25 protein-coding genes are annotated in these 26,805 nt (G+C 64.6%); 18 read left to right on the top strand and 7 right to left on the bottom strand.

Features of this window, described 5'->3' with window-relative positions:
* Positions 1-86 precede the first annotated feature (86 nt).
* The 3 genes from JOD78_RS22610 to JOD78_RS22600 all read left to right on the top strand — a co-directional run bounded on the left by JOD78_RS22610 (position 87) and on the right by JOD78_RS22600 (position 3,167).
* Entirely contained in the window at positions 87-1,883 is a 1,797-nt protein-coding gene (locus JOD78_RS22610; protein WP_121041061.1) for a methyl-accepting chemotaxis protein, read from the top strand.
* 242 nt (positions 1,884-2,125) lie between these two features.
* The gene (locus tag JOD78_RS22605; protein WP_209569627.1) at positions 2,126-2,716 is read left to right on the top strand and encodes a biliverdin-producing heme oxygenase; all 591 of its coding nucleotides are present in this window, start codon (positions 2,126-2,128) and stop codon (positions 2,714-2,716) included.
* Positions 2,717-2,720: 4 nt separating this feature from the next.
* Positions 2,721-3,167: a YbaN family protein gene (locus JOD78_RS22600; protein WP_209569479.1), complete on the top strand. Its 447-nt coding sequence runs from the start codon at positions 2,721-2,723 to the stop codon at positions 3,165-3,167.
* Between the two features lie 59 nt (positions 3,168-3,226).
* On the opposite strand, the gene mgrA is transcribed toward JOD78_RS22600, so the two are convergent.
* The 4 genes from mgrA to JOD78_RS22580 all read right to left on the bottom strand — a co-directional run bounded on the left by mgrA (position 3,227) and on the right by JOD78_RS22580 (position 8,045).
* Positions 3,227-4,261, bottom strand: a complete 1,035-nt coding sequence (gene mgrA, locus JOD78_RS22595) for an L-glyceraldehyde 3-phosphate reductase (protein WP_209569481.1) — start codon at positions 4,259-4,261, stop codon at positions 3,227-3,229.
* Between the two features lie 174 nt (positions 4,262-4,435).
* Positions 4,436-5,986 (bottom strand): ATP-binding protein, encoded by a 1,551-nt coding sequence (locus JOD78_RS22590; protein WP_121041067.1) that lies wholly within the window; start codon positions 5,984-5,986, stop codon positions 4,436-4,438.
* Positions 5,970-6,683, bottom strand: a complete 714-nt coding sequence (locus JOD78_RS22585) for a response regulator transcription factor (protein ID WP_034331706.1) — start codon at positions 6,681-6,683, stop codon at positions 5,970-5,972. The genes JOD78_RS22590 and JOD78_RS22585 overlap by 17 nt, the downstream gene beginning before the upstream one ends.
* Positions 6,684-6,707: 24 nt before the next feature.
* Positions 6,708-8,045 (bottom strand): ABC transporter substrate-binding protein, encoded by a 1,338-nt coding sequence (locus tag JOD78_RS22580; RefSeq protein ID WP_209569483.1) that lies wholly within the window; start codon positions 8,043-8,045, stop codon positions 6,708-6,710.
* A 414-nt stretch (positions 8,046-8,459) separates the two neighbouring features.
* On the opposite strand from JOD78_RS22580, the gene JOD78_RS22575 reads away from it, so the two are divergent.
* The 7 genes from JOD78_RS22575 to JOD78_RS22545 all read left to right on the top strand — a co-directional run bounded on the left by JOD78_RS22575 (position 8,460) and on the right by JOD78_RS22545 (position 15,895).
* A complete protein-coding gene (locus JOD78_RS22575; RefSeq protein WP_245202254.1) occupies positions 8,460-9,767 on the top strand; it encodes an ABC transporter substrate-binding protein in 1,308 nt (435 codons plus the stop codon).
* An 88-nt stretch (positions 9,768-9,855) separates the two neighbouring features.
* A complete protein-coding gene (locus JOD78_RS22570; RefSeq protein WP_121041071.1) occupies positions 9,856-10,770 on the top strand; it encodes a sugar ABC transporter permease in 915 nt (304 codons plus the stop codon).
* Positions 10,771-10,843: 73 nt separating this feature from the next.
* Entirely contained in the window at positions 10,844-11,698 is an 855-nt protein-coding gene (locus JOD78_RS22565) for a carbohydrate ABC transporter permease (RefSeq protein WP_121041374.1), read from the top strand.
* A 15-nt stretch (positions 11,699-11,713) separates the two neighbouring features.
* Entirely contained in the window at positions 11,714-12,847 is a 1,134-nt protein-coding gene (gene ugpC / locus JOD78_RS22560; protein ID WP_134134118.1) for a sn-glycerol-3-phosphate ABC transporter ATP-binding protein UgpC, read from the top strand.
* 3 nt (positions 12,848-12,850) lie between these two features.
* Entirely contained in the window at positions 12,851-13,768 is a 918-nt protein-coding gene (locus JOD78_RS22555; RefSeq protein ID WP_209569484.1) for a BadF/BadG/BcrA/BcrD ATPase family protein, read from the top strand.
* Entirely contained in the window at positions 13,765-14,892 is a 1,128-nt protein-coding gene (gene nagA / locus JOD78_RS22550; RefSeq protein WP_034331712.1) for an N-acetylglucosamine-6-phosphate deacetylase, read from the top strand. The genes JOD78_RS22555 and nagA overlap by 4 nt, the downstream gene beginning before the upstream one ends.
* Positions 14,885-15,895, top strand: coding sequence for an SIS domain-containing protein (locus tag JOD78_RS22545; protein ID WP_209569630.1), 1,011 nt, complete (start codon positions 14,885-14,887; stop codon positions 15,893-15,895). Before nagA ends, JOD78_RS22545 begins: the two co-directional genes overlap by 8 nt.
* Before the next feature lie 7 nt (positions 15,896-15,902).
* Here the strand turns inward: JOD78_RS22545 and JOD78_RS22540 are convergent, their stop codons facing one another.
* Complete coding sequence (locus tag JOD78_RS22540) at positions 15,903-16,790, bottom strand: LysR family transcriptional regulator (RefSeq protein WP_121041079.1); 888 nt, start codon at positions 16,788-16,790, stop codon at positions 15,903-15,905.
* Positions 16,791-16,977: 187 nt separating this feature from the next.
* On the opposite strand from JOD78_RS22540, the gene JOD78_RS22535 reads away from it, so the two are divergent.
* Complete coding sequence (locus tag JOD78_RS22535) at positions 16,978-17,388, top strand: hypothetical protein (RefSeq protein ID WP_209569485.1); 411 nt, start codon at positions 16,978-16,980, stop codon at positions 17,386-17,388.
* Positions 17,389-17,745: 357 nt separating this feature from the next.
* Entirely contained in the window at positions 17,746-19,449 is a 1,704-nt protein-coding gene (locus JOD78_RS22530) for a DUF3300 domain-containing protein (RefSeq protein ID WP_209569486.1), read from the top strand.
* An 84-nt stretch (positions 19,450-19,533) separates the two neighbouring features.
* Here the strand turns inward: JOD78_RS22530 and JOD78_RS22525 are convergent, their stop codons facing one another.
* Positions 19,534-20,055, bottom strand: a complete 522-nt coding sequence (locus JOD78_RS22525) for a GNAT family N-acetyltransferase (RefSeq protein ID WP_209569487.1) — start codon at positions 20,053-20,055, stop codon at positions 19,534-19,536.
* Between the two features lie 438 nt (positions 20,056-20,493).
* On the opposite strand from JOD78_RS22525, the gene JOD78_RS22520 reads away from it, so the two are divergent.
* The 4 genes from JOD78_RS22520 (at position 20,494) to JOD78_RS22505 (ending at position 24,910) form a co-directional block, all read left to right on the top strand.
* On the top strand, positions 20,494-21,207 hold the full coding sequence (locus JOD78_RS22520; protein WP_121041085.1) for a gluconate 2-dehydrogenase subunit 3 family protein: 714 nt from the start codon (positions 20,494-20,496) through the stop codon (positions 21,205-21,207).
* A gap of 53 nt (positions 21,208-21,260) precedes the next feature.
* The gene (locus JOD78_RS22515; protein WP_088755552.1) at positions 21,261-23,033 is read left to right on the top strand and encodes a GMC family oxidoreductase; all 1,773 of its coding nucleotides are present in this window, start codon (positions 21,261-21,263) and stop codon (positions 23,031-23,033) included.
* Positions 23,034-23,047: 14 nt separating this feature from the next.
* Positions 23,048-24,322: a cytochrome c gene (locus JOD78_RS22510; RefSeq protein ID WP_121041089.1), complete on the top strand. Its 1,275-nt coding sequence runs from the start codon at positions 23,048-23,050 to the stop codon at positions 24,320-24,322.
* Positions 24,323-24,478: 156 nt separating this feature from the next.
* Positions 24,479-24,910, top strand: coding sequence for a hypothetical protein (locus tag JOD78_RS22505; protein ID WP_121041091.1), 432 nt, complete (start codon positions 24,479-24,481; stop codon positions 24,908-24,910).
* Positions 24,911-24,924: 14 nt separating this feature from the next.
* Here JOD78_RS22505 and JOD78_RS22500 read toward each other — a convergent pair whose 3' ends face one another.
* Positions 24,925-25,257, bottom strand: coding sequence for a helix-turn-helix domain-containing protein (locus tag JOD78_RS22500; RefSeq protein WP_034331719.1), 333 nt, complete (start codon positions 25,255-25,257; stop codon positions 24,925-24,927).
* 125 nt (positions 25,258-25,382) lie between these two features.
* On the opposite strand from JOD78_RS22500, the gene JOD78_RS22495 reads away from it, so the two are divergent.
* Complete coding sequence (locus tag JOD78_RS22495) at positions 25,383-26,471, top strand: NADH:flavin oxidoreductase/NADH oxidase (RefSeq protein ID WP_121041093.1); 1,089 nt, start codon at positions 25,383-25,385, stop codon at positions 26,469-26,471.
* 180 nt (positions 26,472-26,651) lie between these two features.
* Positions 26,652-26,804 (top strand): hypothetical protein, encoded by a 153-nt coding sequence (locus JOD78_RS22490; protein ID WP_166675512.1) that lies wholly within the window; start codon positions 26,652-26,654, stop codon positions 26,802-26,804.
* The last annotated feature ends 1 nt before the right edge of the window (position 26,805 follow it).

The following is a 26,805-nucleotide window of genomic DNA, read 5'->3' as shown; positions in this document are numbered from 1 at the left end:
GTCCACACTCATGCACCGGTCCGGATGCCGTCCGTCACGATTGAACAGGGCCTGGTTCACCAAAATAATGATTTCAGGGATTCCACATGCTCAACTCCATCAAAGCCCGCATCCTGTTCTATACGATTGCCCTGCTGGTCGCCAGCCTGGCGGTGGTCGGGACGGTGTCCTTCTTCATCATCCAGACGGATAACGACCGCGCCATCGAGCGCAACGCCCAGGCCGTGGCCACCGGTTTCGGTTCCACCATCAATGAATGGGTGGCGGCCCGCACCGCCATGACGGTAGCCGCCGCCGAAGGCGTGCAGGGGGCCGATCCGGTGTTCGTCATCAAGCTGCTGCAGAAGAGCGGCGGCTTCTACGTCACCACCCTCGGCCGCGAAGACAAGACCGCCTTCACCTCGGCTGCCGAAGGCCTGCCGGCCGGCTATGATCCGACCGCCCGTCCCTGGTACAAGCAGGCGGTGGCCGCCGGCAAGCCGGTGCTGACCAAGCCCTACACCGATGTCGCCACCAAGAAGCCGATGGTCTCCTTCACCGCACCGGTGATGCAGAACGGCCAGCGCGTGGGCGTGGTGGCGGCCGCCATGTTCCTCGATGGCGTCTCCGAAGTGGTGCGCGCCATCCACCCGACCCCGGCCAGCTACGCCTTCCTGGTGGACCGTGACGGCCTGATGCTGGCGCACCCGGATGGCCAGTGGGTCAACAAGCCGGCCAAGGAGTGGAATGCCGAGCTGACCCCGGAACGCCTGCAGAGCCTGGCGGCCGATGACAAGGTCAGCGCGCTGCCACTGGATGGCGCGGCCAAGCTCATCAAGGGCATCCCCATCAAAGGCACCGAATGGACCCTGATGCTGGCCATGGACAAGGCCGACGTCACCGCCGGCATGCGCAATGCCACGCGCTCGGCGCTGATCGCGCTGGTGCTGGTGGCACTGGTGGCAGCGGGCATCATGAGCGTGATCACCACGGCGGTGTTCCAGCGCCTTTCGCGCGTGCGCCGGGCCATGGACAGCCTGTCTTCCGGCAACGGCGACCTGACCCTGCGCCTGGACGAAGACGGCAAGGATGAACTGACGCAGATCTCGCGCTCCTTCAACCAGTTCGTCAACCAGATCACCGGCATCCTGCAGGACGTGCGCCGCAGCAGCGATACCGTCAAGATTTCTTCCACCGAGATCGCCAGCGGCAACCAGGACCTGTCGGCCCGTACCGAGCAGCAGGCCGGTGCGCTGGAAGAAACCGCCTCGGCCATGGAACAGCTGACCTCGACCGTGCAGCAGAACTCGGAAAGCGCGCGCCGCGCCAACGAACTGGCCGGCAATGCTTCCCGGATCGCTGCACAGGGCGGTGAAGTGGTCGGCAACGTGGTCTCGACCATGGAAGCCATCAATGCCTCCTCGCGCCAGATCGCCGACATCATCACGGTGATCGACGGCATCGCCTTCCAGACCAACATCCTGGCCCTGAACGCCGCCGTCGAAGCGGCCCGCGCCGGTGAGCAGGGACGCGGCTTCGCGGTGGTGGCTTCCGAAGTGCGTTCGCTGGCCCAGCGCAGCGCCCAGGCCGCCAAGGAGATCAAGCAGCTCATCGACAACTCGGTGGCCAAGGTGGCCGATGGCGGCGTGCTGGTGGCCCAGGCCGGGCAGACCATGGAACAGATCGTGGCCAGCATCCGTGACGTCAGCGTGATCGTCAGCGAAATCGCCCATGCCAGCAGCGAACAGAATGGCGGCATCCAGGAAGTGAACCTGGCCATCACGCATATCGACGAAGGCACGCAACAGAATGCAGCGCTGGTCGAACAGGCGGCAGCCGCCGCCAAGTCCTTGCAGGATGAGGCGCACCGGCTGTCGGTGCTGGTCGGCGGCTTCAAGATGTAGCGCCACCTTCGTCATTCTGACGTGCCCGCCTCGTCAGAATGACGAAAGTGCTGACACCCCCACGGCCGGCCCCGCGCGCAAGCGGGTCCGGCCGTTTGCGTTAAAATGGCCGACGCAGTCAGCCTCTTCCGTCCTCCCGCAGGCCGGGTCTGCCAGCCGCGCCGCCCCAGGGCCATCGACATGCAACATGATGAGCCCGCCGGATCTCCCGGGCGGCAACATGATGACCCGTCCCGACCATGATGAATCCTCTCTCTACCGCTCCCGCCCTGCTCTCGGCCCGTCTCAAGAATGAAACGGCCACGCTGCATGAGCAGATGCATGCCCTGATGGAACAGGCGCAACCCTTCGCCAGCCGCGCGCAGTACGTGCGCTTCGTGGCGGCGCAGTATCACTTCCAGCGCGATGTCGAACATCTCTTCGACGATCCGGCCATCCAGGCCGCCGTGCCTGACCTGCAGGTGCGCGGCCGCGAGGCCGCTGCGCTGGCCGACCTGGCCGACCTGGAGGCCGCGCCCGGTGAGGCCGTCATCGCCACCGGCAACGTGGCCATGCCTGAAGCGCTGGGCTGGCTCTACGTCTCCGAAGGCTCGACGCTGGGTGCGGCCTTCCTGCTCAAGGAGCTCAAGGACAAGCTGGGCCTGAGCGAAAGCTTTGGCGCGCGCAACCTGGCGGCCTACCCGGAAGGACGGGCGGTGGTCTGGCGCCGCTTCGTCAGTTTCCTCGATGCGCCCGGCCTCTCGGCGCAGGAACAGGATGCGGTGGTGGCCGGTGCCGCTGCGGCCTTCGAACGTTTTGGCGTGCTGTTGAAACGGCACTTCGCGCTGGACTGAGGCCATGGCGGACAGTCCGTCCCAACCGCCCCTGCCGCTGCCCTCCGGCCAGCTGGCCCCGCGCCGCACGCGCTGGCTGTGGCTGCTGCTGGCCTATGCCAGCCTCGGTATCGGCATCGTGGCCATCTTCATACCCGGCATTCCCACCACCGAATTCGTGCTGCTCTCCGCCTGGGCCGCCGGCAAGCGTTCACCGCGCCTGCAGCGCTGGCTGGAACAGCATCGCCTGTTCGGCCCGATGATCCACAACTGGCGCCACGGCCGCGTGGTGGCGCGGCGCGCCAAGATCAGCGCTTCCCTCATGATGAGCCTGTGCCTGGTCATCATGCTCTTCACCGTCAAGCGCCACTGGGTGATCGTGCTGGCCACGCTGGGCATGGCCCTGGGTGCGGCCTGGATGTGGTCGCGCCCGGAACGCGCGGAAGACGCCGAGCCCGGCGAGCGCTCATGAAAAAAGCCTGTCCCGCGCAAACGGGACAGGCTCTTCGTTGATGCACGTGCAAATCGGCGTCAGGTGATCGACGACGACACCTTCCACAGATCCACATCGCCATCGGTGGCGTGCATGTCGATGCTGGCCAGTTCCTCCTGCGTGAAGTCCAGCTTCTTGACCGCATCCAGCGAATCGTCGAGCTGCTCGACGGTGCGCGCACCGATCAGTGCAGACGTGACGCGCGCATCGCGCAGCACCCAGGCGATGGCCATCTGCGCCAGGGTCTGGCCGCGCTTGGCGGCGATGTCGTTCAGGGCACGGATGCGCGCCAGGTTGTCCTCCGACAGCATGCGCTGCGGCAGCGACGGCGCACGCGTCACGCGGGCGCCTTCCGGCACGCCGCCCAGGTACTTGTTCGTCAGCAGGCCTTGCGCCAGCGGCGAGAAACCGATGCAGCCCACGCCCAGTTCTTCCAGCGCCGGCAGCAGGCCGCTTTCAATCGTGCGGTTGAGCATGGAATAGTTGGGCTGGTGGATCAGCAGCGGTACGCCCTCGCTCTTGAGGATGGCCGCTGCCTTGCGGGTCAGCTCGGGCGAATAGGACGAGATGCCCACGTAGAGCGCCTTGCCCTGGCGATGCAGCTGGGCCAGCGCGCCCATGGTCTCTTCCAGCGGGGTGTCGGCATCGACGCGGTGCGAATAGAAGATGTCGACGTAGTCCAGGCCCATGCGCTTCAAGCTCTGTTCGCAGCTGGCGATGAGGTGCTTGCGCGCACCGCTGGGACCGCCGTAAGGACCGGGCCACATCTGCCAGCCGGCCTTGCTGGAGATGACCAGCTCATCACGGTAGGGCAGGAAATCCTTGGCCATCCAGCGGCCGAAGTTTTCCTCGGCGGAACCGGCCGGGGGACCGTAGTTGTTGGCCAGATCGAAGTGGGTGACGCCACGGTCGAAGGCGCGGCGCAACACGGCGCGGCCGGTTTCGAAGTTGTCGACGCCACCGAAGTTCTGCCACAGGCCCAGCGACACGGCAGGCAGCAGCAGGCCGCTGCGGCCGGTGCGGCGGTAGGGCATGCGGCCATCGTAGCGGGAGGATTCGGCGATATAGCTCATGGGTCTCCTTGGAGAAATGTTCTGCGGGAAGAATCGAGGGGGAACTGCCTGAACTGCCACTTCCTGGGTGGTGTGCTGAAGTCTACGCTTCTCTCACTTATTCATTAAATGCAAAATTTTGATGCGATTGATCTGTCTGACAGATGAATCGCCAGGCCCGTTCCCGACGGATCTTCAGCGTGCCGGCAGGATGATGGTGGCGATCAGGCCGCCTTCCGGATGGTTGCGCAAGAGCAGTTCGCCGCCATGGGCCTGCACGATGTTGCGCGAGATGCCCAGACCCAGGCCCATGCCGCCGCTGTTCTGCGCGCGTCCGTGTTCCAGCCGCACGTAGGGCTGGAACAGCGTACCCATGGCATCTTCCGGCACGCCGGGGCCGTGGTCGCGGATCTCGATTTCCACCAGGTCGCCACCGACACCGGCCGAGGGCCGGATGCTGATCTCGACCTTCTGGCCGTAATACAGGGCATTGTCGAACAGGTTGCCGATGGCGCGCTTCAGGGCCAGCGGCTTGGCCATGACGTTGATGCCGGAGGGCGTGAAGGCGATCTCGTGGCCGGCCAGGCGGGCATCGCGGATCATGCGCAGCACCAGCGCATCGAGGCGCACCTCGGTGCGGTTCTCGTGGATGTCGCTGTCCTTCACCGATTGCAGCGCGCCCTTGACCATCATGTCCAGCTCATCGAGATCATCATGGAAATCGGTGCGCATGGCGTCGTCATCCATCAGTTCGGTGCGCAGCTTGAGGCGTGTGATGGGCGTGCGCAGGTCATGCGAGATGGAGACGAACAGGCGCTCGCGGTCTTCCAGATAGCGCTTGATGCGCTCGCGCATGCCGGAGAAGGCGCGCGCGGTCTTGACGTATTCGCGGCTGCCGGTCTCGGGCAGGCTGGGTACGGTCTCGCCCTTGCCGAAGGCTTCGGCGGCATCGGCCAGCGCGGCCAGCGGACGGGTGGTCCAGCGCACCACGAGGATGGTCAGCAGCAGGATCGCGGCCAGTGACAGACCCTGCAGCACCAGGCGGTCCAGCCACAGCGGATTGTCACTGTCGAGGAAATACGGGTTGGGCATGAGCGCGGCCAGGTAAATCCAGCGGCCGCTTTCCACCTGCATCTGGATCACCAGCACCGGCGCCGAGTTGGGCTTGGTCAGCAGGATGTGCTGCACCCAGTTGTCGGGCAGATCGTTGACGGTGAGGCCATCGCTGGCCACCGGCAGGCCATCCGGCCAGGCGAAGGCCAGCCGCGCTTCCGGCAGGAAGGGCAGGTCTTCGCGCAGGGTCTGGGCGGCGACATCGATGGCCAGCTTGGCCAGGCGGCTGTCGCCGATCGATTTGACCGGTACCGCGCTGCTGTTGGCATTGATGAAGAAGCGCGTGCCACCCATCTCGCGCAGCTGCTGGATCATCAGCGGACGGTAGTTGGGCGGCAGTGTCATGAAGTAGCGGATCGCCGACGCGGCGCTGTGGGCCAGGTGCTGGGCGGCGGTGCGGGTCTCGGCCTCGGACTTGCTGCGCAGTTGCACGGCCCAGATCAGGCCACCGGCCACCTGCGTGACCAGCACGCCGAAGATCATCACCACCGACAGGCGGCCCAGCAGCGAATCCGGCAGCATCCAGTCCAGCAGCGCAGCCAGGCGACGGCGCAGGCTGGGGGGACGCGCGGCGGCAGCGGGGACAGCCAGCGCTGCCGTCTCCGCCGCCAGGCTCTCAGGCGGCTGCGGCACTGACGTCGGCCGAGAAGACATAGCCGGCACCGCGCACGGTCTTGATCAGGTGCGGCTGGCGGCCGCCATCGTTCAAGCGCAGGCGCAGCTTGCTGATCTGCACGTCCAGCGAGCGGTCCAGCGGGCCGGCATCGCGTCCGCGGGTTTCTTCACAGAGCACATTGCGATCGAGCACGTCGCCCGGATGTTCGACAAAATACTTCAGCAATTGATAATCCATGCCGGTCAGCGGCACCACTTCGCCGGCGCTGTCGGTGAGGGTGCGTTCTACCGTATCGAGCGAGAAGCCGGCGAAGCGGTAGTAGCGCGGGGCGGCACTGTTGTCGATGCCGATGCGGCGGTGGATGGCCTTGATGCGCGCCAGCAGTTCGCGCGGGCTGTAGGGCTTGGCGATGTAGTCGTCCGCACCCAGTTCCAGTCCGACCACGCGGTCGGTCTCGTCGGAACTCGCGGTAAGCATGATGACCGGCACGTTGGATTTGCGGCGCACCGCCTTGCACAGGGCAAAACCGTCGGTGTCCGGCAGCATCACGTCCAGGATCACCAGCGAGAGCTCATCGGCAAAGCGCTGGAACTCGGTCAGGAAGGCTGCGCCATCATGGGCCAGGCGTACTTCGTACTGGTTCTTTTCCAGATAGGCCTTCAACAGGGTGCGGGTCTTCTGGTCATCGTCGACGATCAATATCTTGCGCGTCATGTTGCTGCTCCATCTCCGAAATTCTTAATCGTTACGATTGCGGGCGAGTGTACGCGCAATCGCTGCCAGCCGTTTCTGGGTCTGTTCTTCGCTCAGGTTGCGGTCGAGGAAGAAGCGCTGCACCTCGGCCACGATGGCATCCTTGGTCGTATCGTCGGTGGCCATGCGGTGCACCAGGCTGGGCGCCTGCCAGGCCGGCCCCTTGCTGAAGGCACGCCAGGAGTCGCGCGCACAGCGGTCCATGTGCGGATCGGCCGCGCGCAGCACGGGAATCGAACCCTTGATCCTATTGTATTCGGACTGCACGGCCGGCGACATGGTCAGCCGCGCCAGCGTTTCCTGCATCGGCTGGTGCGCATAGTTGCCGGCGAACATGGCCAGGGTGTCGGTACTGTAGAGGTGGAAGTCGCCCGTGCCCGGCGCCGGTGCACAGCCGAACTGCTGGTCCACTTCCATGCCCCAGGCATTGAGCTCGCCCTTGGCCCAGTCCCCCATGATGAGCATGGCGGCCTCGCCGCTGACCATGCTGCGCGCCACTTCCGTCCAGGGCCGCTCGCGCACCGGCTGCGGCATGGCGGAGGCCAGGCTGCGCAGGCGCTTGAGGATATGCAGCATGCGCGCATCGAGATAGGCGGCCGGGCTCATCTCCACGAACAGGCGGCGGTAATAGGCGGGGCCGCTCTCGGCCAGCGCGATGTTCTCGAACAGCGTGGCCAGTTGCCAGGCCTCGGCACTCTGCGCCAGGGGCACGATGCCGGTGCCCTGCAGCTTCCTGACGATCTGGTCGAAGTCGTCCCAGGTCTTGGGGGGCGTCAGGTTGTAGCGCTTGAAGATGGCCGTGTTGTAGAACAGCGAGTTGATGCGGTGGATGCCCAGCGGCGCGGCCACCACGTGGCCGTGGTTGTTGAGCAGGGACCAGACGGTGGGGAACATCTGCTTTTCCCAGTTGCCCTGCACGGCCACGTTGTCCAGCTCGAGCAAGAGGCCGAGGTCGGCCCACTCGCCGAAGACCACGCCATTCAACTGCGTCACTTCCGGGGCACGATTGGCCAGCACCATGCTCTTCAATACCTTGGCGGCGCCCATGCCGGCCCCGCCGGGGATGGCCACGTCGCGCCACTGGATATCCTGTTTGGCCAGTTGATTGACCACCACGTTGATGGCCTGGCGCTCGCTGGCCGAGGTCCACCAGTGCAGCACCTGCAGGGCATTGCCAGTAGCCGGGGACGGCCCCGCTGCAGGCACCTGCGCCTGGGCGGGCAAGACAGCCAGCCCCAGCGCCAGCGCGAGCAGGCACAGCACGGCCAGCCCGAAGCGGGCCGGGCCGACGCGTGCATTCGCGGGCCGTTTCGTTTTTATCATGGGGGGTGCTGTCTCCAAACCGGAAGAGACTATAGCCGGGTGACTGCCATTGTGCAATTTGTGCAGCAGTGAGCCGCCACCGCACGCATCTTGAAAACGATGAACTCGGTTTAGCTCTTGTTAATAAATGTAAGACTGGTTCTGCTTATCTTATCCACAGGCGCGATCAGATGCTGCGCCACCTTGCCCCCTTGCCGCCTCGGTGAACCCGCCCGCGCCATGCTGCAGGGCCTGTAAGGATATGTAATGCGCAAGGTGCGGCGAATCGACTTAATTTCTTTTTGAATCAAACACTTGCGGCACTCTCCGGCCAGCCGCTGCCCAGGCTCGCATCACATGCGGGCCGCTGCTACTGTCACGGCGTTTCGTGGCGCAGGGCTGCTGCGATCCCCACAAAAACCAAGGAGACCCAAGATGCAGACCGAACAAAAGGCTGGTCGTTTTTCCCTCATCCCTTCCCTCCCGGCATTGCCGCGCCGTCGCCTGCTGGCCGCCTGTGCCTTGGCCGTCGGCCTGACAGGGCTGGCCGCCGCGCCTGGCCAGGCAGGCACGCTGACCATCGAAAGCTGGCGCGTGGATGACCTGCCGCTGTGGCAGGAGGTGCTGATCCCGGCCTTCCAGCGCAGCAATCCGGGCATTGCCGTGAAGTTCTCGCCGACCGCCCCGACCGAATACGATTCCAGCCTGGCCGCCCGCATGGCCGGTGGCACCGCCGGTGATCTGGTGGCCTGCCGCCCCTTCGACGTCTCGCTCTCGCTCTACAACAAGGGCCATCTGGAAAAGCTGGACGGCAAGCCCGGCATGGAATTCTTCGCGCCTGCCGCCAAGGCCGCCTGGCAGACCGATGACGGCAAGGACACCTTCTGCATGCCGATGGCCTCGGTGATCCACGGCTTCTTCTACAACACCAAGATCTTCAAGGAACTGAACCTGGAGCCGCCCAAGACGGAGGCAGAATTCTTCAAGCTGCTCGATACCGTCAAGGCCAACGGCAAGTACGCGCCCCTGGCGATGGGCACTTCCGAACAGTGGGAATCGCACCAGGTGCTCTTCACCAGCATCGGCCCCAATTACTGGAAGGGTGAAGAAGGCCGCAAGGCGCTCATCGCCGGCAAGGCCAAGTTCACCGATCCGCAATTCGTGGCCGCCTGGGAATACGAAGCCAAGCTCGGCAAGTACCTGCCCAAGGGCGCGTCGGCCCAGACCTACAGCGACAGCCAGAACATGTTCGCCCTCGGCAAGGGCGCGGTCTATCCGGCCGGTTCCTGGGACATCGCTTACTTCAACGGCAAGATGGACTTTGCCGCCTTCCCGCCGCCGGTCCCCAAGAACGGCGATGCCTGCTATATCTCGGACCACAACGACATCGGCATGGGCATCAACAAGAAGTCCAAGAACAAGGATGACGCCTACAAGTTCCTGGCCTGGCTGGGATCGCAGGAGTTTGCCGATCTCTACACCAACAAGGTCACCGGTTTCTTCTCGCTGTCGAACCACCTGATCTCGGTGAAGGACCCGATTGCCAAGCAGATGATGGGCTGGCGCAAGAACTGCGCCTCCACCATCCGCGTCAATTCGCAGATCCTCAACCGTGGCACGCCCAGCATGGAAAACGAGATGTGGAACGTCAATGCCCAGGTGCTCAACGGCAAGATGAGTCCGCAGGATGCGGCGGCCAAGATCCAGGCCGGCTTTGCCAAATGGTACAAGCCGCAACAATGACCTGACGGTCCGGCCAAGCAAGGCACCAACCCGGAGCGAAGGACCCGCCAAGAGGTCCGCTCCCTCCCCTTCAGGAAGAGAGACATCCGTGAAAACCATCCGCGCCTGGCAACTGGCGGTGCTGCTTGCACCCGCCGTGCTGATCTACGCGCTCTTCAGCGCCCTGCCCCTGCTCGATACCCTGCGCCTCGGTTTCTACACCGCCAATGATGCCGGCGTGCGCAGCTTCGCGGGCCTCGACAACTACCGCACCATCCTGTTCGATCCCGACTGGTCGGCCGCCTTCTGGAATGCGATGTGGAACAACGTCAAGTTCTTCTGCATCCACATGGCCCTGCAGAATCCCATCGGCCTGTTGCTGGCCTCGCTGTTCAGCCTCAAGGGACTGCGCGGTGCGCGCACCTACCGCACGCTGATCTTCCTGCCCACGCTGCTGTCGGTGGTGATCATCGGCTTCATCTGGCAACTGATCCTCTCGCCGCTGTGGGGCGTGGGCGAGAAACTGCTGGGCCTGGTCGGCCTGGCCGACTGGTTCGCGCCCTGGCTGGGGCAGGAATCCACGGCACTGCTGACGCTGTCGCTGATCTCGGTGTGGCAGTACGTGGGCATTCCCATGATGCTGATCTACGCCGCCCTGCTGGCGGTGCCGGAAGAAGTGCTGGAAGCGGCGCACGCCGAGGGGGCCAGCGGGCTGCGCATCTTCTGGCAGATCAAGCTGCCGCTGATCTACCCGACCCTGGGGCTGGTGACCATCCTCACCTTCGTGGCCAACTTCAATGCCTTCGACCTGATCTATTCGGTCAAGGGCGCGCTGGCCGGCCCCAACTACGCCTCCGACCTGCTGGGCACCTACTTCTATCGCACCTTCTTCGGCTACCAGGCGCAGATCGGCAGCCCGACCATGGGCGCGGCGGTGGCGACGCTGATGTTCCTGGTGATCCTGGCGGGCGTGGGGGCCTATTTCGTGATGGTGCAGCGTCGACTGACGCGCTATGCCCTGTGACGGCAAGGAGAACGGCATGCAGCTTTCCTCCTCCGTCGGCACTTCTTCCACTTCTGCAACTATCCCGACCACCATGCGCAAACCCTCGCTGATCCAACGCAGCTTCGGCCCCGCCGGCCATCTCTGGGTGCATGCGGTGCTGTGCCTGTATGCGGTGATCGCGCTGTTTCCGATTGCGCTCATCCTCATCAATTCGGTCAAGACCCGCAATGCCATCTTCGAAGGCCCGATGGCCCTGCCCACTGCCGAGACGCTGACCTTCGCCGGTTTCCAGAAGGTGCTGGCAGGGACCCACTTCCTGCTCTACTTCGGCAACAGCCTGGCCGTGACGCTGGCCGCCCTGCTGCTGATCGTACTCTTCGGCGCGATGGCGGCCTGGGCGCTGACCGAGTACCGTTTCTTCGGCAACCGCGCGCTTAATTTCTTCATCGCCATCGGCATCATGATCCCGATCCGGCTGGGCACGGTCTCGATCCTGCAGCTGGTGGTGGCGCTGGACCTCATCAATACGCGTACCGCACTGGTGCTGGTCTACACGGCACAAGGGTTGCCGCTGGCGGTGATGATCCTCTCCGAGTTCATGCGCCAGATTCCGGGCGAGCTGAAGGACGCGGCGCGCTGCGATGGCGTAGGTGAACTGAGCATCTTCTTCCGCGTGATCCTGCCGCTGCTACGCCCGGCCATTGCCACCGTCGCCGTGTTCACCATGATCCCGGCCTGGAACGACCTGTGGTTCCCGCTCATCCTCGCGCCCGGCGAAGACACCCGCACCGTCACGCTGGGCGTGCAGCAGTTCATCGGGCAATACGCCACCGACTGGAATTCGGTGCTGGCGGCGCTGTCGATGGCGGTCATCCCGGTGCTGATCCTGTACATGGCCTTCTCGCGCCAGCTCATTCGCGGCCTCACCTCAGGCGCGGTCAAATAATTCAAAGGAGACTTCATGGCACACGTCAACATCAAGCAATTGCGCAAGACTTACGATGGCCGCGCCGATGTGCTGGCCGGGCTCAATCTCGATATCCGCGATGGCGAATTCTGCGTACTGGTCGGGCCTTCCGGTTGCGGCAAATCGACCCTGCTGCGCATGCTGTGCGGGCTGGAAGAAATCAGCGGCGGCGAACTGGCCATCGGCGGCGAAGTGGTCAACCACCTGCCGCCGGCCGAACGCGGCATCGCCATGGTGTTCCAGAGCTATGCGCTGTATCCGCACATGAACGTGTACAAGAACATGGCCTTCGGTCTCAAGGTCGCCGGCAGCAGCAAGAGCGACATCGATGCGCGCATCCGGCATGCGGCCTCCATCCTCAAGATCGATCACCTGCTGCAGCGCCTGCCGCGCGAACTCTCGGGCGGCCAGCGCCAGCGCGTGGCCATCGGCCGCGCCATCGTGCGCCAGCCGCGCCTGTTCCTGTTCGACGAACCGCTGTCCAATCTCGATGCGGCGCTGCGCGTGCAGACCCGGCTGGAGATCGCCAAGCTGCACCGGCAATTGGCGGCCACCATCGTCTACGTGACGCACGACCAGGTCGAGGCCATGACCTTGGGCGACAAGATCGTGGTCATGCACGAGGGCCGCATCCAGCAGGCCGGTACGCCCCTGGAGCTGTACCAGCAGCCGCAGAACCTGTTCGTGGCCGGTTTCATCGGTTCACCGAAAATGAATTTCTTCCCCGGCGTGGTCACGCGCTGCGACGACAGCGGCGTACAGGTCGAAATCGCCGGTGGACTGCGGCTGCTGGCCGATGTCGATCCGCAGGGTGTCGCGCCGGGTGCAGCGGTCACGCTGGGCCTGCGCGCCGAGCAGATCCGCGAAGGGCTGGGTGACGGCCAGCCGCTGCGCGGCGTGGTCAACCTGGTGGAACACCTGGGCGAAGCCAACTTCCTCTACGTGACGCTGGAAGGCGGCCACGACATCGTGGTGCGCGGTGACGGCAATCGCAGCGTGCACATCGGCGAGCTGATCGCGCTCTCCGTGCACAGCCACGCCTTCCATCTCTTCGATGCGCAAGGGCAGGCGCTGCGTCGGCGCAACCCCGGCAACCTGCAGGCGGCTCGCCGCCTCGCCGAGGACTGACGCATGGACGCTATCGCCTATCTGGTGGGCATCGATGGCGGCGGCACCAAGACTCTGGTGCGGCTGACCTCGCCCCAAGGGCAGGTGCTGGCCGAGGCCAGCGGCCCGGGTTCCGCATTGCGCATCGGCGCGCTGCAGGCGTGGCGCGTCATCGGCCAGACCATCGAGGATGCCTTTGCCAGTGCCGGACTCCGGCATCCCGCCGATGAGACTCTCGCCGTCGGCATCGGCATCGCAGGCGAGAACGTGGCGCAGTGGTCGGCCGACTTTCGGGCACAGGCACCGGCCTTCGGCGTGCTGGAGATCGTCAACGATGGCGTGGCCACCTTGCTCGGCGCGCATGGCGGCGCGCCCGGTGCCATCATCGCCGTGGGCACCGGCACCATCGGTCTGTCGCTGGACCTGGATGGCAGCCGCCGCGTGGTCGATGGCTGGGGTTTTCCCAGCGGCGACGATGGCAGCGGCGGCTGGATGGGCTTGCGCGCCCTGCACCATGCCCAGCTGGCGCTGGATGGGCGCAGCCATCGCGGGCCGCTGGCCGACGCCGTACTGGACCTGTGCCGCAAGGAGCTGCCCGCCGAACCGGCACGCGATGAGCGCGCTACCTTGCTGGACTGGCTGGCACAAGCGGACCAGGCCGCCTTCGCCCGTGCAGCGCGGCCGGTGGTGGCGCATGCCCATGACGATGTGGCCGCCCGCAGCATCCTGCAGGCGGCGGCCGCCGAGATCAGCCGCATGATCGATACCCTCGACCCCGCACAATGCCTGCCGCTGGCGCTGTGCGGCGGACTGGCCGCAGCCTTGCAGCCCTACCTGGAACGCCGCCAGCAGGCCCGCATCGTCCCGCCGCAAGCCGATGCGGTGGACGGAGCCCTGCTGCTGGTGCGGCGCGCCCTGCAACCCAAGGAGACCCCGGCATGAATGCACTGACCCAATTGCACGGCAACGTGCTCACGCCCCACGGCTGGACCCATGGCAGCATGGTCTTCGACCAGCGCATCCGCTCCATCGACGGCCGCCCGCTGCGCCAGCAGCCGCGCGTCATCGACGAAGGCGACTACATCCTGCCCGGCTTCATCGACTTGCACGTGCATGGCGGCGGCGGGCGCGACGTGATGGAAGGGGGCGACGCGGTGCAGGTGCTCTCGCGCCTGCATGCGCGGCATGGCACCACCAGTCTGCTGGCCACCACCATGACCGCGCCGCTGGAGGAACTGGAAGTGGCGTTGAAGGCCATCCGAAGCGCCACCGACGATCGCCTGCCCGGCCATGCGCGCGTACTCGGCGTGCATCTGGAAGGGCCTTACATCAATCCCGGCAAGCTGGGCGCACAGCCGGACTTCGCCATCGCGGCGTCGCTTGAGCAGGTGGATTATCTCGACGGGCTGGCCCCCATCAAGCTCATCACCATCGCCCCGGAAGTGGACGGCCACCTGAAGCTGGTCTGCAAGCTGGCCCATCGCGGCATGAAGGTGCAGATCGGCCATACGGCCGGCAGCTATGACGATGGGGTGGCCGCGCTGGCCCATGGAGCCTCGGGTTTCACGCACCTGTTCAATGCCATGAGCGGTTTCCATCATCGCGCGCCCGGCATGGTCGGTGCGGCGCTGGCCCATGCGCAGTATGCTGAACTGATTCCGGACCTCCTGCACGTGCATCCCGGTGCCATCCGCGCGGCGCTGCGCTCCATCCCGCGCCTGTTCTGTGTGACCGACTCGACGGCGGCGGCGGGCATGCCCGATGGCGACTATGCGCTGGGCAGGCAAGTGGTACACAAGTGCGCGGGCGGCGTGCGGCTGGACGACGGTACTTTGGCCGGCAGCGTGCTGACCATGGACCAGGCGCTGCGCAACCTCATTGCGCTGGGCATGGACGTGGCCGAAGCCTCGCTGCGCACCTCGACCTATGCCGCCGATTACCTGGGCCTGGCTGACCGTGGCCGCCTGGCCACCGGCCACTACGCCGACGTGGTGGTGCTGGACCGGCAATTTGCCCTCAAGGCTGTCTATGTGGAAGGAGAAGAGATTGACCTCGCTGATGCTTAAGGAAGCCCGCTCTGCGGCCGATTACGTGGCCGTGCAGCTGACCCGTGACCAGGATCGCTATGCCGCACTGGGCGCGCAACTGCGCGCTGCGCCACCGGCGTCCATCGTCACGGTGGCGCGCGGCAGCTCGGACCATGCGGCCGCCTATTGTGCCTATCTCATCATGGCGCGCCTGGGCCGCATCGTGGCGTCGCTGCCGATGTCGCTGGTGACGCTGAACCGGGCCCCGCTGCAGGTGCGCGATGCGCTGGCCATCGCCATCTCGCAATCCGGGCAGAGTCCGGATGTGGTGGAGCCGATCCGCTATTTCGACGCGCAGGGAGCGAGCACCGTGGCGCTGGTCAACCAGGCCGATTCGCCACTGGCGGCTGCAGCGCAGTGGAGCCTGCCGCTGCATGCGGGCGTGGAAGCCAGCGTGGCCGCTACCAAGAGTTTCATCGCCAGTCTGGTGGCGGGGGCCTCGCTGACGGCGCATTGGCAGGATGATGCCGCCTTGCTGGATGCCCTGGCGCAGTTGCCCCAGGCGCTGCGCGCGGCGTGTGAATGCGACTGGTCAGCGGCGGTGGAGGCTTTGGTCCCGGCCAATCGGCTCATGATCGTGGGGCGCGGCATCGGCTTCCCGCTGGCGCTGGAGGCGGCGCTCAAGTGCAAGGAGACCTGCGCCATCCAGGCCGAGGCCTTCAGCGGCGCGGAGATCAAGCACGGGCCGATGGCCCTGATCGAAGACGGTTACCCGCTGCTGATGTTTGCCACGCGCGGCCCCTCGCAGGCGGGCATGCTGGCGCTGGCCGCCGAGATGCGCGCACGCGGGGCCAGGGTCCTGCTGGCGGCACCCGAGGATGTGATCGAGCGCGACCTCACCTTGCCCGTGGCTGCCACGCCGGACCTCGATCCCATCGTGGCGATCCAGGCCTTCTATGTGATGGCGGCGCAATTGTCCGCCGCACGCGGGATGGATGCCGACCGGCCGCGGCATCTCAATAAAGTCACAAAAACGAACTAACCAAGGTTCAGGCCTGTGCCTGCCGCGCCTCCTCAATGAAGGCGCGCAGGTAATCGATCTCCACATCGCTTTCCCGTGCGCCCAGGTAGATGTGCTTGGCGATGCCCTGCTTGCCCAGACGCACCGGCACGATCGCCATCTGTTCGGCATATTCCAGCACCAGCCAGCGCGGCAGGGCTGCCACGCCGCGCCCGCTGGCCACCATCTGCAGCATGATGTCGGTGGTCTCGATGGTCTTGTGGCGGCGTGGCACGATGCCGGCCGGGGTCAGGAACTGGGTGTAGATGTCGAGACGGTCCACCGGCACCGGATAGGTCACCAGCACCTCGTTGTTCAATTGTTTGGGCTTGACGTAATCGGCGCCGGCCAGCGGATGGTCGGCCGCCACCACCAGTACCTGTTCGTAATCGAACACCGGCTCGAAGACCAGACCGGGCTTGTCCAGCGGATCGGGCGTGACCAGCAGGTCGATCTCGTAACCGAACAGCGCACCGATGCCGCCGAACTGGAATTTCTGCTTCACGTCCACATCCACGTCCGGCCAGGCGGCCAGATAAGGCGACACCACTTTCAGCAGCCATTGGTAACAGGGGTGACATTCCATGCCGATGCGCAGCGCGCCGCGCTCGCCCTGGGCGAACTGGCGCAATCTTTCTTCGGCCAGGTTCAGTTGCGGCAGCACGCGGTTGGCGACCGCCAGCAGGTATTGGCCGGCTTGCGTCAGACGCAGGTGGCGGCCTTCACGCAGCCAGATGTCGGTGCCGAGCTGCTGCTCCAGCTTCTTCATGCTGTGGCTGAGTGCGGATTGCGTGACGTGCAGCACGCCGGCCGCCGCCGTCAGCGAGCCCTGGCGTTCGACTTCCTGCACGATGGAGAGGTGGATGCGGTCCAGCATGATGATGAATGGAACTCATGGTTGAGGAGGAATGCATCATTTTAAGTCATGGCAGAAGCTAGCTCATCCGGCCATGTTTCAGTTGTAATCTGCACGGGAAGAAGTGACATACAGGGTCAACCAGGGACCGGCAGACTACGTCCATGCCAAGCCGCTTTCCATCCTGACACTGAACGAGGAGCTCATCATGCGCATTTCTTTCCGCACCCTTTCCGCCCTGTGCAGCATCGCCACCATCGGCACCCTGGCCGTCTTCGCGTCGGCGTTCAGCCAGAGCGCCTATGCCGCCTCGGCCAGTGAACTGGACCAGGCCCTGTCCCCCCATCGTGCCATGGTGCGCACGGCACTGGCACCCCGGACCGGCAGCATGAATGACAGCGGCAACACCATGCAACTGGCCTCCAACAGCGAATCTCCCTCCTGCCGCAGCCTGCGCATGCAAGCGGAGCGCGCCCGCACCGGCGATCCGAGCAACGTGCAACGCGCCCCCGTGCCGGGTACCTGGCGCGATGGCCGCTTCACCATGAACGGACCGGGCAACATCGAGTATGGCGAACGCGCCCGCATCGAATCGCGGTACATGAGCGAGTGCCGCTGAAAATCTTAGTTTTTCCTTGCTGCATCTCTCCTGTTGGCAGACCTTCATGGTCTGCCTTTTTTGCATTGACCTTGCAAAACGCTGACAAGACCATCTCGTCAATGCCCGCTTCTGGTGCAGCTTTCCAGTAAGTGCTTTGTCAGTTTCTCGTGCGGCGCGATCTTTCCGCGTGACGAAGAAGGAAGTCGAACCTTTCTCCATGGCCGTGCTCGAAACCTAACAATGCGCGATGGCCTGGCATGGCCTGCGCTGTTACATCCCATCACAATTCTGCAGTCAACTGCGCATCGCCGCGTGTCGTTAGCCAGGCTATCGCAACGCGTTTTCCGTGCGCCGTCACGGATCGAGGACTTCATCATGACAACAAGAAACAGATCTTCCGCCATCATCGTTTCGGCTTCGCTGCTCGGTGCAGTGCTGGCCCTCTCCGCCTGCCAGAAGCAGGACGCCGTCCCGCCCACCGCAGCCGCCGCGCCAGCTGCGCCGACCACGCCGCCCTACACGCCGCCCACGGCCGAGCAACTGTCGCAGATGGTGGCCCCCATCGCCCTGTTCCCGGACAAGCTGGTGGCGCAAGTGCTGGCCGGGGCCACCTATCCGGACCAGATCGTCGCCGCCAACCAGTGGCTGGGACAGAATGGCGCGCTCAAGGGCGATATCCTGCAGGCAGCCGAAGACAAGCAGCCCTGGGACGTCAGCGTGAAATCGCTCACCATGTTCCCGGCGGTGCTGTCGCAGATGGCCGCCAATCCGGACTGGACGCGCTCGCTGGGCGATGCATTCGTCAATGATCCCAACGACGTGATGAATGCCATACAGGCCCTGCGCCTGCGTGCGCAACAGGCCGGCAATCTCAAGAGTTCCTCGCAGCTCAAGGTGGTCAGCACGGTACGCAGCAGCGACACCGTGCGGGTGGAAGATGCGCCCGCGCCGCGCACCGTCTACGCCGGTGCCCCGGTGATCCCGCCGCCGCCGCAGACCATCGTCATCGAATCCAGCCAACCGGATACGGTCTACGTACCGGCCTACAACCCGGCCGTGGTCTATGGTCCGCCGGTGCCGGTATATCCGGGCTATGCCTATCGTCCGCCCAGCCCGGTGGCCAATGAAGTGGTGGTGGGTGCGCTGTCCTTCGGCGTGGGCGTGTTCGTGGGCGAGGCCATCAGTCATCACAGTGACTGGGGATGGCATGACTGGGGCATGCACTGGGGTGGCGGCGGTGGCGGCGATCGCCCCTCCGGCGACTGGCAGCGGCCAGCCGTGGTGTACAAGAACACCACCTATGTCTCGCACTCGACCACCGTGATCAATCGCGTGACCAACAACAACGTGACGGTCAACAATACGCGCGTGGTGAACAACAACGTGAACAACGTGAACAACGTCAATAACGTCAGCAATGTCAGCAACGTGAACAACGTGCGCAATGTCGACGAGCGCAACGTCAACAACCAGACCCGCATCGACAATCGCCACGAACAGGTGGCACCGGCGGCCATGAGCATGCCGCATTTCACGGCCAGCGATGCACGTCCCGGCGCGATGCCGTCACTGCGCGCGCAGGAAACTCAGCAGAAGATGGCACTGGCCAACCTGCATGCACAGCCGCAGGCGCCGAAGGAAGCCGTGCAGGCAACGGGTGCGCACCCGCATCAGGAAGCGCCACAACAGGCACAGCGCGAGCAGCAGGAGCAACGCCAACTGCAGCAGCAACAACAGGAGCAGCGCGCGCAGAAGGAACAGCAGTCAGCACGCGAACGTGAACAGGCCCAACAGAATGCCGCGCAACAGGCCCGCCAGCAGGCCGAGGAAAGAAAGGCCCAGGCGATGAAGCAGGAAAACCTTCATCCGCAGATGCAGGCGCATGCTGCCGCCGCGCCCCGTGAAGAACGTCCGCCGCAGCACGAACAGAAGGCTGCTCCTGAGCGACATGAGGCAGCGCCCCATGCACAGGAAGCGCACGCGCAAGCGAAGCACGAGCCGGCCAAACACGAGGAAGACAAGCGCGCCAACGACAAGCATGAAGGCGAGAAGCACGAGGGAGAAAAGCACAGCGGCTGAGGCCGTGAGCCCCTTCCTCGCATCGCTGAGTAGCAACACAAAGGGCCGCTTCCATGCGGCCCTTCGTGTTTGACGCTGCGGCAATCAGCTGCCGATGTTGTCGGGATCAGTGCGCTGATCCAGCGTCAGCTGCAGGAAGGCCAGGTCCAGCCACTTGCCGAACTTGGTGCCGACCTGCGGCATGTGGCCGACCTGCTCGAAGCCGAGCTTCTTGTGCAGGGCGATGGAGCCGACGTTGCTGGCATCGATGGCGGCCACCATGACGTGTTTGCCAACGGCGCGCGCACGCGGGATCAGCGCTTGCATCAGGGCCACGCCCAAGCCTTCGCCACGGTGCTCCTTGCGGACGTAGACTGAATGTTCCACCGAATGGCGGAAACCATCGAAGGGACGCCAGTCACCGAAGCTCGCATAGCCCAGCACCTTGTCGCCCTCCACCGCCACCAGCACCGGATAGCCCAGTTGGCGACGGGCCGCCAGCCAGTCCTGGCGGTTCTGGTCGTCCACCAGCTTGTCGCTCCAGATGGCCGTGGTATTGACCACGGCGTCGTTGAAGATCAGGGTGATGCCGGGGATGTCGGCAGGGGTAGCGTCGCGGATCTGCATGGTGTCTCGGTCTCGGAATTCGGGGTCTGCAGCGACAATGCTGCGGATGAGCAGTGTAGCCGAAGACGGCCATGGCAGGATCTTGCCGCGAGGCAGCGTCTTAAGACATCTGACAACTAGAGGTGTTAAAATGCGTGCGCTCATCCATAGAGCAACCCGCCTGGCCTGATTGACCGTGGCCAGGACCGGGAACCACAAGAAATGCCAGCCCCGCAAGCTGGACGCAAGATCGGAGACGCGTTGACCCACTCTGAGATTGCGACCCATGACCCATTCCATTGCAACGACGTCTCATCCTGCGCAGGCCGCTCCACGCGGCATTGCGGGTGCCGGCGCGCGTGCCGTGCAGTGGTCATGGCGGGCGCAGTCCTGCCCGATGCGTCCGTGTCCCGATGCCTCGCGCAGCTTGTTTTCCACCCACTCCACTTTGCTCACATCATGACCACCAAGTTCAGTCCCTCGCGGCGTGCCGTCCTCGCGGCTACCGCAGCGGCAGTGCCGCTAGTCTCGCTGCCCCTGCTCAAGCAGGCCCGGGCCGATGGCCTGGAAGGCATCGAGCTGCAACACTACCAGCCGGTGTTCTTCAATGCCGCCCAATGGCTCTTCATCCTGGCCGCCTGCGACCGCCTGATCCCCGCCGAAGGGCGCGGGCCGGGCGCGCTGGAAACCAATGTGCCGGTCTTCATCGACCAGCAATTGCATGCCGGCCTGGGCAGCGACATCTACCAGCAGGGGCCGCACCAGACCGATGCACCGGCCACGCTGGGCTTCCAGATTCCCTATGCGCCGCAGGACGTCTACCGCATCGGCATCGAGCTGACCCAGCAGATCAGCCAGCAACAGCATGGCAAGCGCTTCGAGCAGCTGGATGCCAAGGACAAGGATGCCCTGCTGACCTCGTTGCAGAAGAATGGCGCCGATTTTGCCGCGCTGGGCGAGAAGGCGATGAAGCCTTCGCAGTTCTTCGGCCAGCTGCTGGGCGATACCAAGAACGGCTACCTGGCCGATCCCATGTACGGCGGCAACAAGGACATGAAGGCCTGGGTCGCCATCGGCTTCCCCGGCGCGCGTGCGGCCTATACCGAATGGGTGGACCAGCACAACGTGAAGTATCCGCTGGGACCGGTGAGCCTGTCGGGCAAGCGCGCCTGATGCGCGGCCCTGTCTCCTCGTTCACGCCTGCAACCTCTTACTGACTTAATTCAATGCCTAACATTACCAACGACGACGTCGACGTCGTCATCGTCGGCCTCGGCTGGGCCGGCTCCCTGATGGCCATCGAACTGGCCCAGGCCGGCCTGAAGGTACGCGCCCTGGAGCGCGGCCCGGACCGTCCGCCCGAAGACTTCGCCTATCCCAAGCCGGCCGACCAGTACGGCTACGCCACCCGCAACAAGGTCTTCGCCACCCCGCGCGATGCTGCGCTGACGGTGCGCTACAACACCGCGCAGCAGGCACTGCCGACCCGCAAGTGGGGCGCCTTCGCGCCCGGTACCGGCGTCGGCGGCTCGGGCCTGCACTGGACGGCGGTGCTGATCCGCGCCACGCCCACCGACCTCAAGCTCAAGACCTACGCCGACCAGGCCTACAAGCACAGCAGTCTCGACCCCGAGATGCGCATCAAGGATTTCCCCTTCACCTGGAACGAGATCGAGCCGCACTACGATTTCTTCGACAAGGTCTGCGGCCTGTCGGGCAATACCGGCAACCTGCGCGGCCAGATCCAGCCGGGCGGCGATCCTTTCGAAGGACCGCGCTCGAACCCCTATCCGCTGCCGGCGCTGCACGACACCTACAACAACACCTTGTTCGCCGACGTGGCGCGCAAGCTGGGCTACCATCCCTTCCCCAATCCCTCGGCCAATGTCTCGCAGGCCTGGACCAATCCGTATGGCGCACAAATTGCACCTTGCAACTATTGCGGTTTCTGCAGCAAGTATCCCTGCCTGAACTATTCCAAGGCCTCGCCGCAGACCACCATCCTGGATGTGGTCAAGCGCCTGCCCAACTTCGATTACAAGGTCAACGCCAACGTCATCCGCGTGGACCTGCACGCCGACAAGAAGACCGCACGCGGCGTGACCTACATCGACGAGAACATGAAGGAAGTGTTCCAGCCGGCCAAGATCGTGATCCTCTCCAGCTTCCAGTTCGCCAACGTGCGCCTGATGCTGCTCTCGGGCATCGGCAAGCCCTATGACCCCATCACCGAGACCGGCGTCATCGGCCGCAACTATGCCTTCCTCTCCAATGGCGGGGCGACGTTGTTCTTCAAGGACAAGCACTTCAATTCCTTTGCCACGGCCGGGGCCACCGGCGAAATGTTCAACGACATCTCGCCGGGCAACTTCGACGACGGCATCAAGCTGGGCTTCATCGGCGGTGCCAAGATCCACAGCTCGCAAGCCTCGGGCGCACCGATCGGCACGGCACTGCCGCCGGGCACGCCCAGCTGGGGACGCGGCTGGAAGGAAGGCATGATCGACTGGTACGACCATTCCATGAAGATCAGCATCACCACCACCTGCATGTCCTATCGCGGCCACTTCCTGGACCTGGATCCCAACTACAAGGATCCGTGGGGCCAGCCGCTGTTGCGCATGACCTTCGACTGGCGCCAGAACGAACTGAAGCTGCAACGCTACCTGCGCGACATCGTGCTCAAGATTTCCAAGGAGCTCAATCCGGACCACATGTCGGAAAGCTTCCTGGCCCTGGATTCGCATTGGGACATCACCAAGTACGTGTCCACCCACAACGTGGGCGGCGCGATCATGGGCGATTCGCCGCGCGATTCGGCCTTGAACAAGTACCTGCAATCCTGGGATGTGCACAACGTCTTCGTCCCCGGCGGCAATGCCTTCCCGCAGAACTTCCAGGCCAATCCGACGGCCACCATCGGTGCCATCACGCTCATGGCCGCGCATGCCATCAAGACGCAGTACCTGAAGAACCCCGGCCCGCTGGTCCAGGCATGAAGGGGGGAGAGAACATGAAAAAAATGACTTCATTGCTGGCCGGACTGGCGTTGTCGCTGGGCGTGCTGGGTGTGTTCAATGTGGCGCAGGCGGCCGACCAGGATACGGTGGCGCGCGGCCAATACCTGGCGCGTGCCGGCGACTGCATGGCCTGCCACAGCGCTGCCGGCAAGCCGGCCTATTCGGGCGGACTGGCCATCGACAGCGGCCACGGCATCATCTACTCCACCAACATCACGCCGGACAAGGAACACGGCATCGGCAACTACAGCGAGGCGCAGTTCTCCGCTGCCGTGCGCCACGGCGTGCGCGCTGATGGCACGCAGCTCTATCCGGCCATGCCCTACCCCAGCTATGCCAAGGTGAGTGACGAGGACATCCACGCCCTCTACACCTACTTCATGCAAGGAGTGAAACCGGTGGCCGCCACGCCGCCGGCCAGCAGCATGAGCTTCCCGTTCAACATCCGCTGGGGGATGAAGCTGTGGAATGTCTTCTTCGCCAATGACAAGCCGTTCAAGGAGCAGGACGGCTGGAACGCCGAGATCAAGCGCGGTGCCTATCTGGCCGAGGGCCTGGGCCACTGCGGCAGCTGCCACACCCCGCGCGGTTTTGCCATGAACGAGAAGGCCAGCGACAGCAGCCAGGTGCAGTTCCTCTCGGGTGGTGATCTCAATGGCTGGGCCGTACCGTCGCTGCGCGGCATGCCGCACTGGAGCGCGCAGGACATCGTCGACTACCTGCAGACCGGCCGCAACAAGACCGCGTCAGTGGCGGGCGAGATGAGCCTGGTGGTGGAACACAGCACGGCGCACCTGAAACCGGAAGACCTGCAGTCCATCGCCGCTTACCTGAAGACGCTCTCGCCGGTGGCCTCCGCCAGCAGCGGGCGCGTCACGCCGCAAGGGGCCGAGGCGACCACGAAGAAACTCACGGCCGCCAAGGACCTGAGCCTGGGCGAGCGCCTGTACCTGGACAATTGCGCGGCCTGCCACTTCGTCAATGGCAAGGGCGCGCCGGGCATCTTCCCGGTGCTCGATGGCGCGACCGTGGTCAATGCCGACAATCCCAGCGCGTTGCTGCACGTGATCCTGGCCGGGGCGCGCACGCCGTCCACCGAGAAGGCACCGTCGATCCTGGTCATGCCGGGCTTCGCCCATCGCCTCTCGGACAAGGAAGCGGCAGAACTGGCCAGCTTCGTGCGCCAGGGCTGGAGCAACCAGGCAGGGGCCGTGTCGGAGAAGGAAGTGCGCCGGATGCGCGAGGGTCTGGCCAAGCACGGGTCCTGATCTGCTGCGCAAATCGTCGCTGTGAAAGAAAAGGCTCGCATGGCAACATGCGGGCTTTTTTTACGCGGCTGTCACGCCAAGCCGGCTGCAAGTTGATTGACCACGATGAACGATCGCGCCACTATAGCGCCCAGGCAATTCTTCTTGAAAGCACGCATGCTCCCCACCTACGGTGCCACCTATCGCGGCAAGCACATCAGCGTCTCCTGCACGCAGCAACGCGATGGCGACGTCCTTTGTACCGTACAGATCGACGGCGAACCGGCCCCCGGCCTGCGCGGCAATCCCTTCGCTTCGGTGGCCTCGGCACAGGTGGCCGGTGTGGGTTACGCGCGTGCGGTGATCGATACCCAGCTCGACAATGACGTGGCCGAGCATCACGGCTATTTCATCCGGGTCAGCAGCAGGGAACAGATCGACGGCACCTGGGTCGGCAGTTACCAGCTGCATCGCAATGACAACCCGGTCGCCTTCCGGCGCGTGGTGTGCGAAGACTTTCGCGGCAATACCTCGGTGGAGGCAGAACAGTATGCGATGGCCACGGCCTTCGTGGCAGTGGACGCCGACGTCAAGGCCGGCAAGCTCTGAGCGGACGGGAGACTTCAGGCCGCTTTCTTGCGGCGGGCCGGCAGCTTGTCGTGCTGGGCCAGAATGGCCGACAGCAATCCCGGAAAGCGCTGCTCGATATCGGCGCTGCGCAAGGTGTTGATGTGGGTGGTGCCATTGCTCTCGGTACGCACCAGGCCGGCTTCGCGCAAGACCTTGAAGTGGTGCGAGACGGTGGACTTGGGACGCCCGCCATCGAGTTCGCCGCAGGTCGCACATTCCACGCGCGCCAGGTGGCGCACGATCTCCAGGCGGATCGAATCGCTCAGCGCGTAGAGCACGCGCTCCAGCACGAACTCGGCAATCTCGGGATGTTTGTAGGGACGCATCTGCAAGATGATACACCCTGGGTTATACTCCTTCCATAGTTCGAAGATTTACGAACAAACGAAGCGAGTGCTGTGCCAGTGCAGCGCTTGTTGATCTCATTTTCATCATTGACAAGAAGCCACCCATGTCTGCTCTCTTTACTCCCTTCAAGCTGAAGGACCTGAACCTGCGCAACCGCATTGCCGTCCCGCCCATGTGCCAGTACATGGCGGTGGACGGCAAGGCCAACGAATGGCACCTGTCGCACTACGCCAGCATCGCCCGTGGCGGTGCCGGCCTGGTGATCGTGGAGGCCACTGCCGTGGCCCCGGAAGGCCGCATCACGCCGGGCTGCACCGGCATCTGGTCGGACGAGCTGGCGCAAGCCTTCGTGCCGGTGGTGCAAGCCATCAAGGCCGCCGGTGCCGTGCCCGGCATCCAGATCGGCCACGCCGGCCGCAAGGCCAGCGCCAATCGTCCCTGGGAAGGCGACGACCACATGGCCGCCGACGACGCGCGCGGCTGGGACACCATCGCCCCGTCCGCGATTGCTTTCGGCAAGGGCTTGCCCAAGGTCCCCAAGGCCATGAGCCTGGACGACATCGCCCGCGTGCGCCAGAACTTCGTCGATGCCGCCATCCGCGCCCGTGATGCCGGCTTCGAATGGCTGGAGCTGCACTTCGCCCACGGCTACCTGGGCCAGAGCTTCTTCTCGGCGCATTCCAACCAGCGTGATGACATCTACGGCGGCAGCGTGGAAAACCGCGCCCGCTTCCTGCTGGAAACCCTGCGCGCCGTGCGTGAAGTATGGCCGGAACACCTGGCCCTGACGGTACGCTTCGGCGTGCTGGAATACGATGGCCGCGACGAGCAGACGCTGGCCGACTCCATCGGCGTGGTGCGCCAGTTCAAGGAGATCGGCATGGACATGATCAGCGTGACCATCGGTTTCACCATTCCGGAAGTGCAGATCCCCTGGGGTCCGGCCTTCCTCGGTCCGATCGCCAAGCGCGTGCGCGAGGAAGCTGGTGTGCCGGTGTCTTCCGCCTGGGGCTTCGGTACGCCGGAACTGGCCGAGCGCGCCGTCAAGGAGGGCCAGCTCGACCTGGTGATGGTGGGCCGTTCGCACCTGGCCAATCCGCACTGGACTTACCAGGCCGCCAAGGAACTGGGCGTGGAGCGCCCTTCCTGGACGCTGCCGGCACCTTACGCGCACTGGCTGGAACGTTATTGATGCACTGATGCGGCATCGTGCTGCGGGGCTTGCTGCCTTGGCAGCATGACAGGATGACAGCATTGCCGGTCTGCAAGCCGCTCAGGGATTCCCTGAGCGGCTTGTTTGTTTTCTAGGGAAAATCACTAGAGCCAGGCAAGGTGCTTTCTCCTAAGATGAAGTCGTCTTGAGGAGATCATCATGTTCACCACCTTCCTGCTGACTGCCGTTCTCTCTACGCTGGTGACCGTTGCGTTTTCGGCCACGGGCATCTACCTGTTGGCCGAAGCGCGCTGGCGGCATCATCCGCTGGCCAGCCGTGCCAGCCTGCCGCCCGATCGGCTGCCGTATTGAG

It is taken from the genome of Herbaspirillum sp. 1130, assembly GCF_017833835.1.
GTDB lineage: Bacteria > Pseudomonadota > Gammaproteobacteria > Burkholderiales > Burkholderiaceae_D > Herbaspirillum > Herbaspirillum huttiense.
The sequence above is the reverse complement of the archived record's forward strand: the minus strand, read 5'-3'. Positions and strand labels throughout refer to the sequence as shown.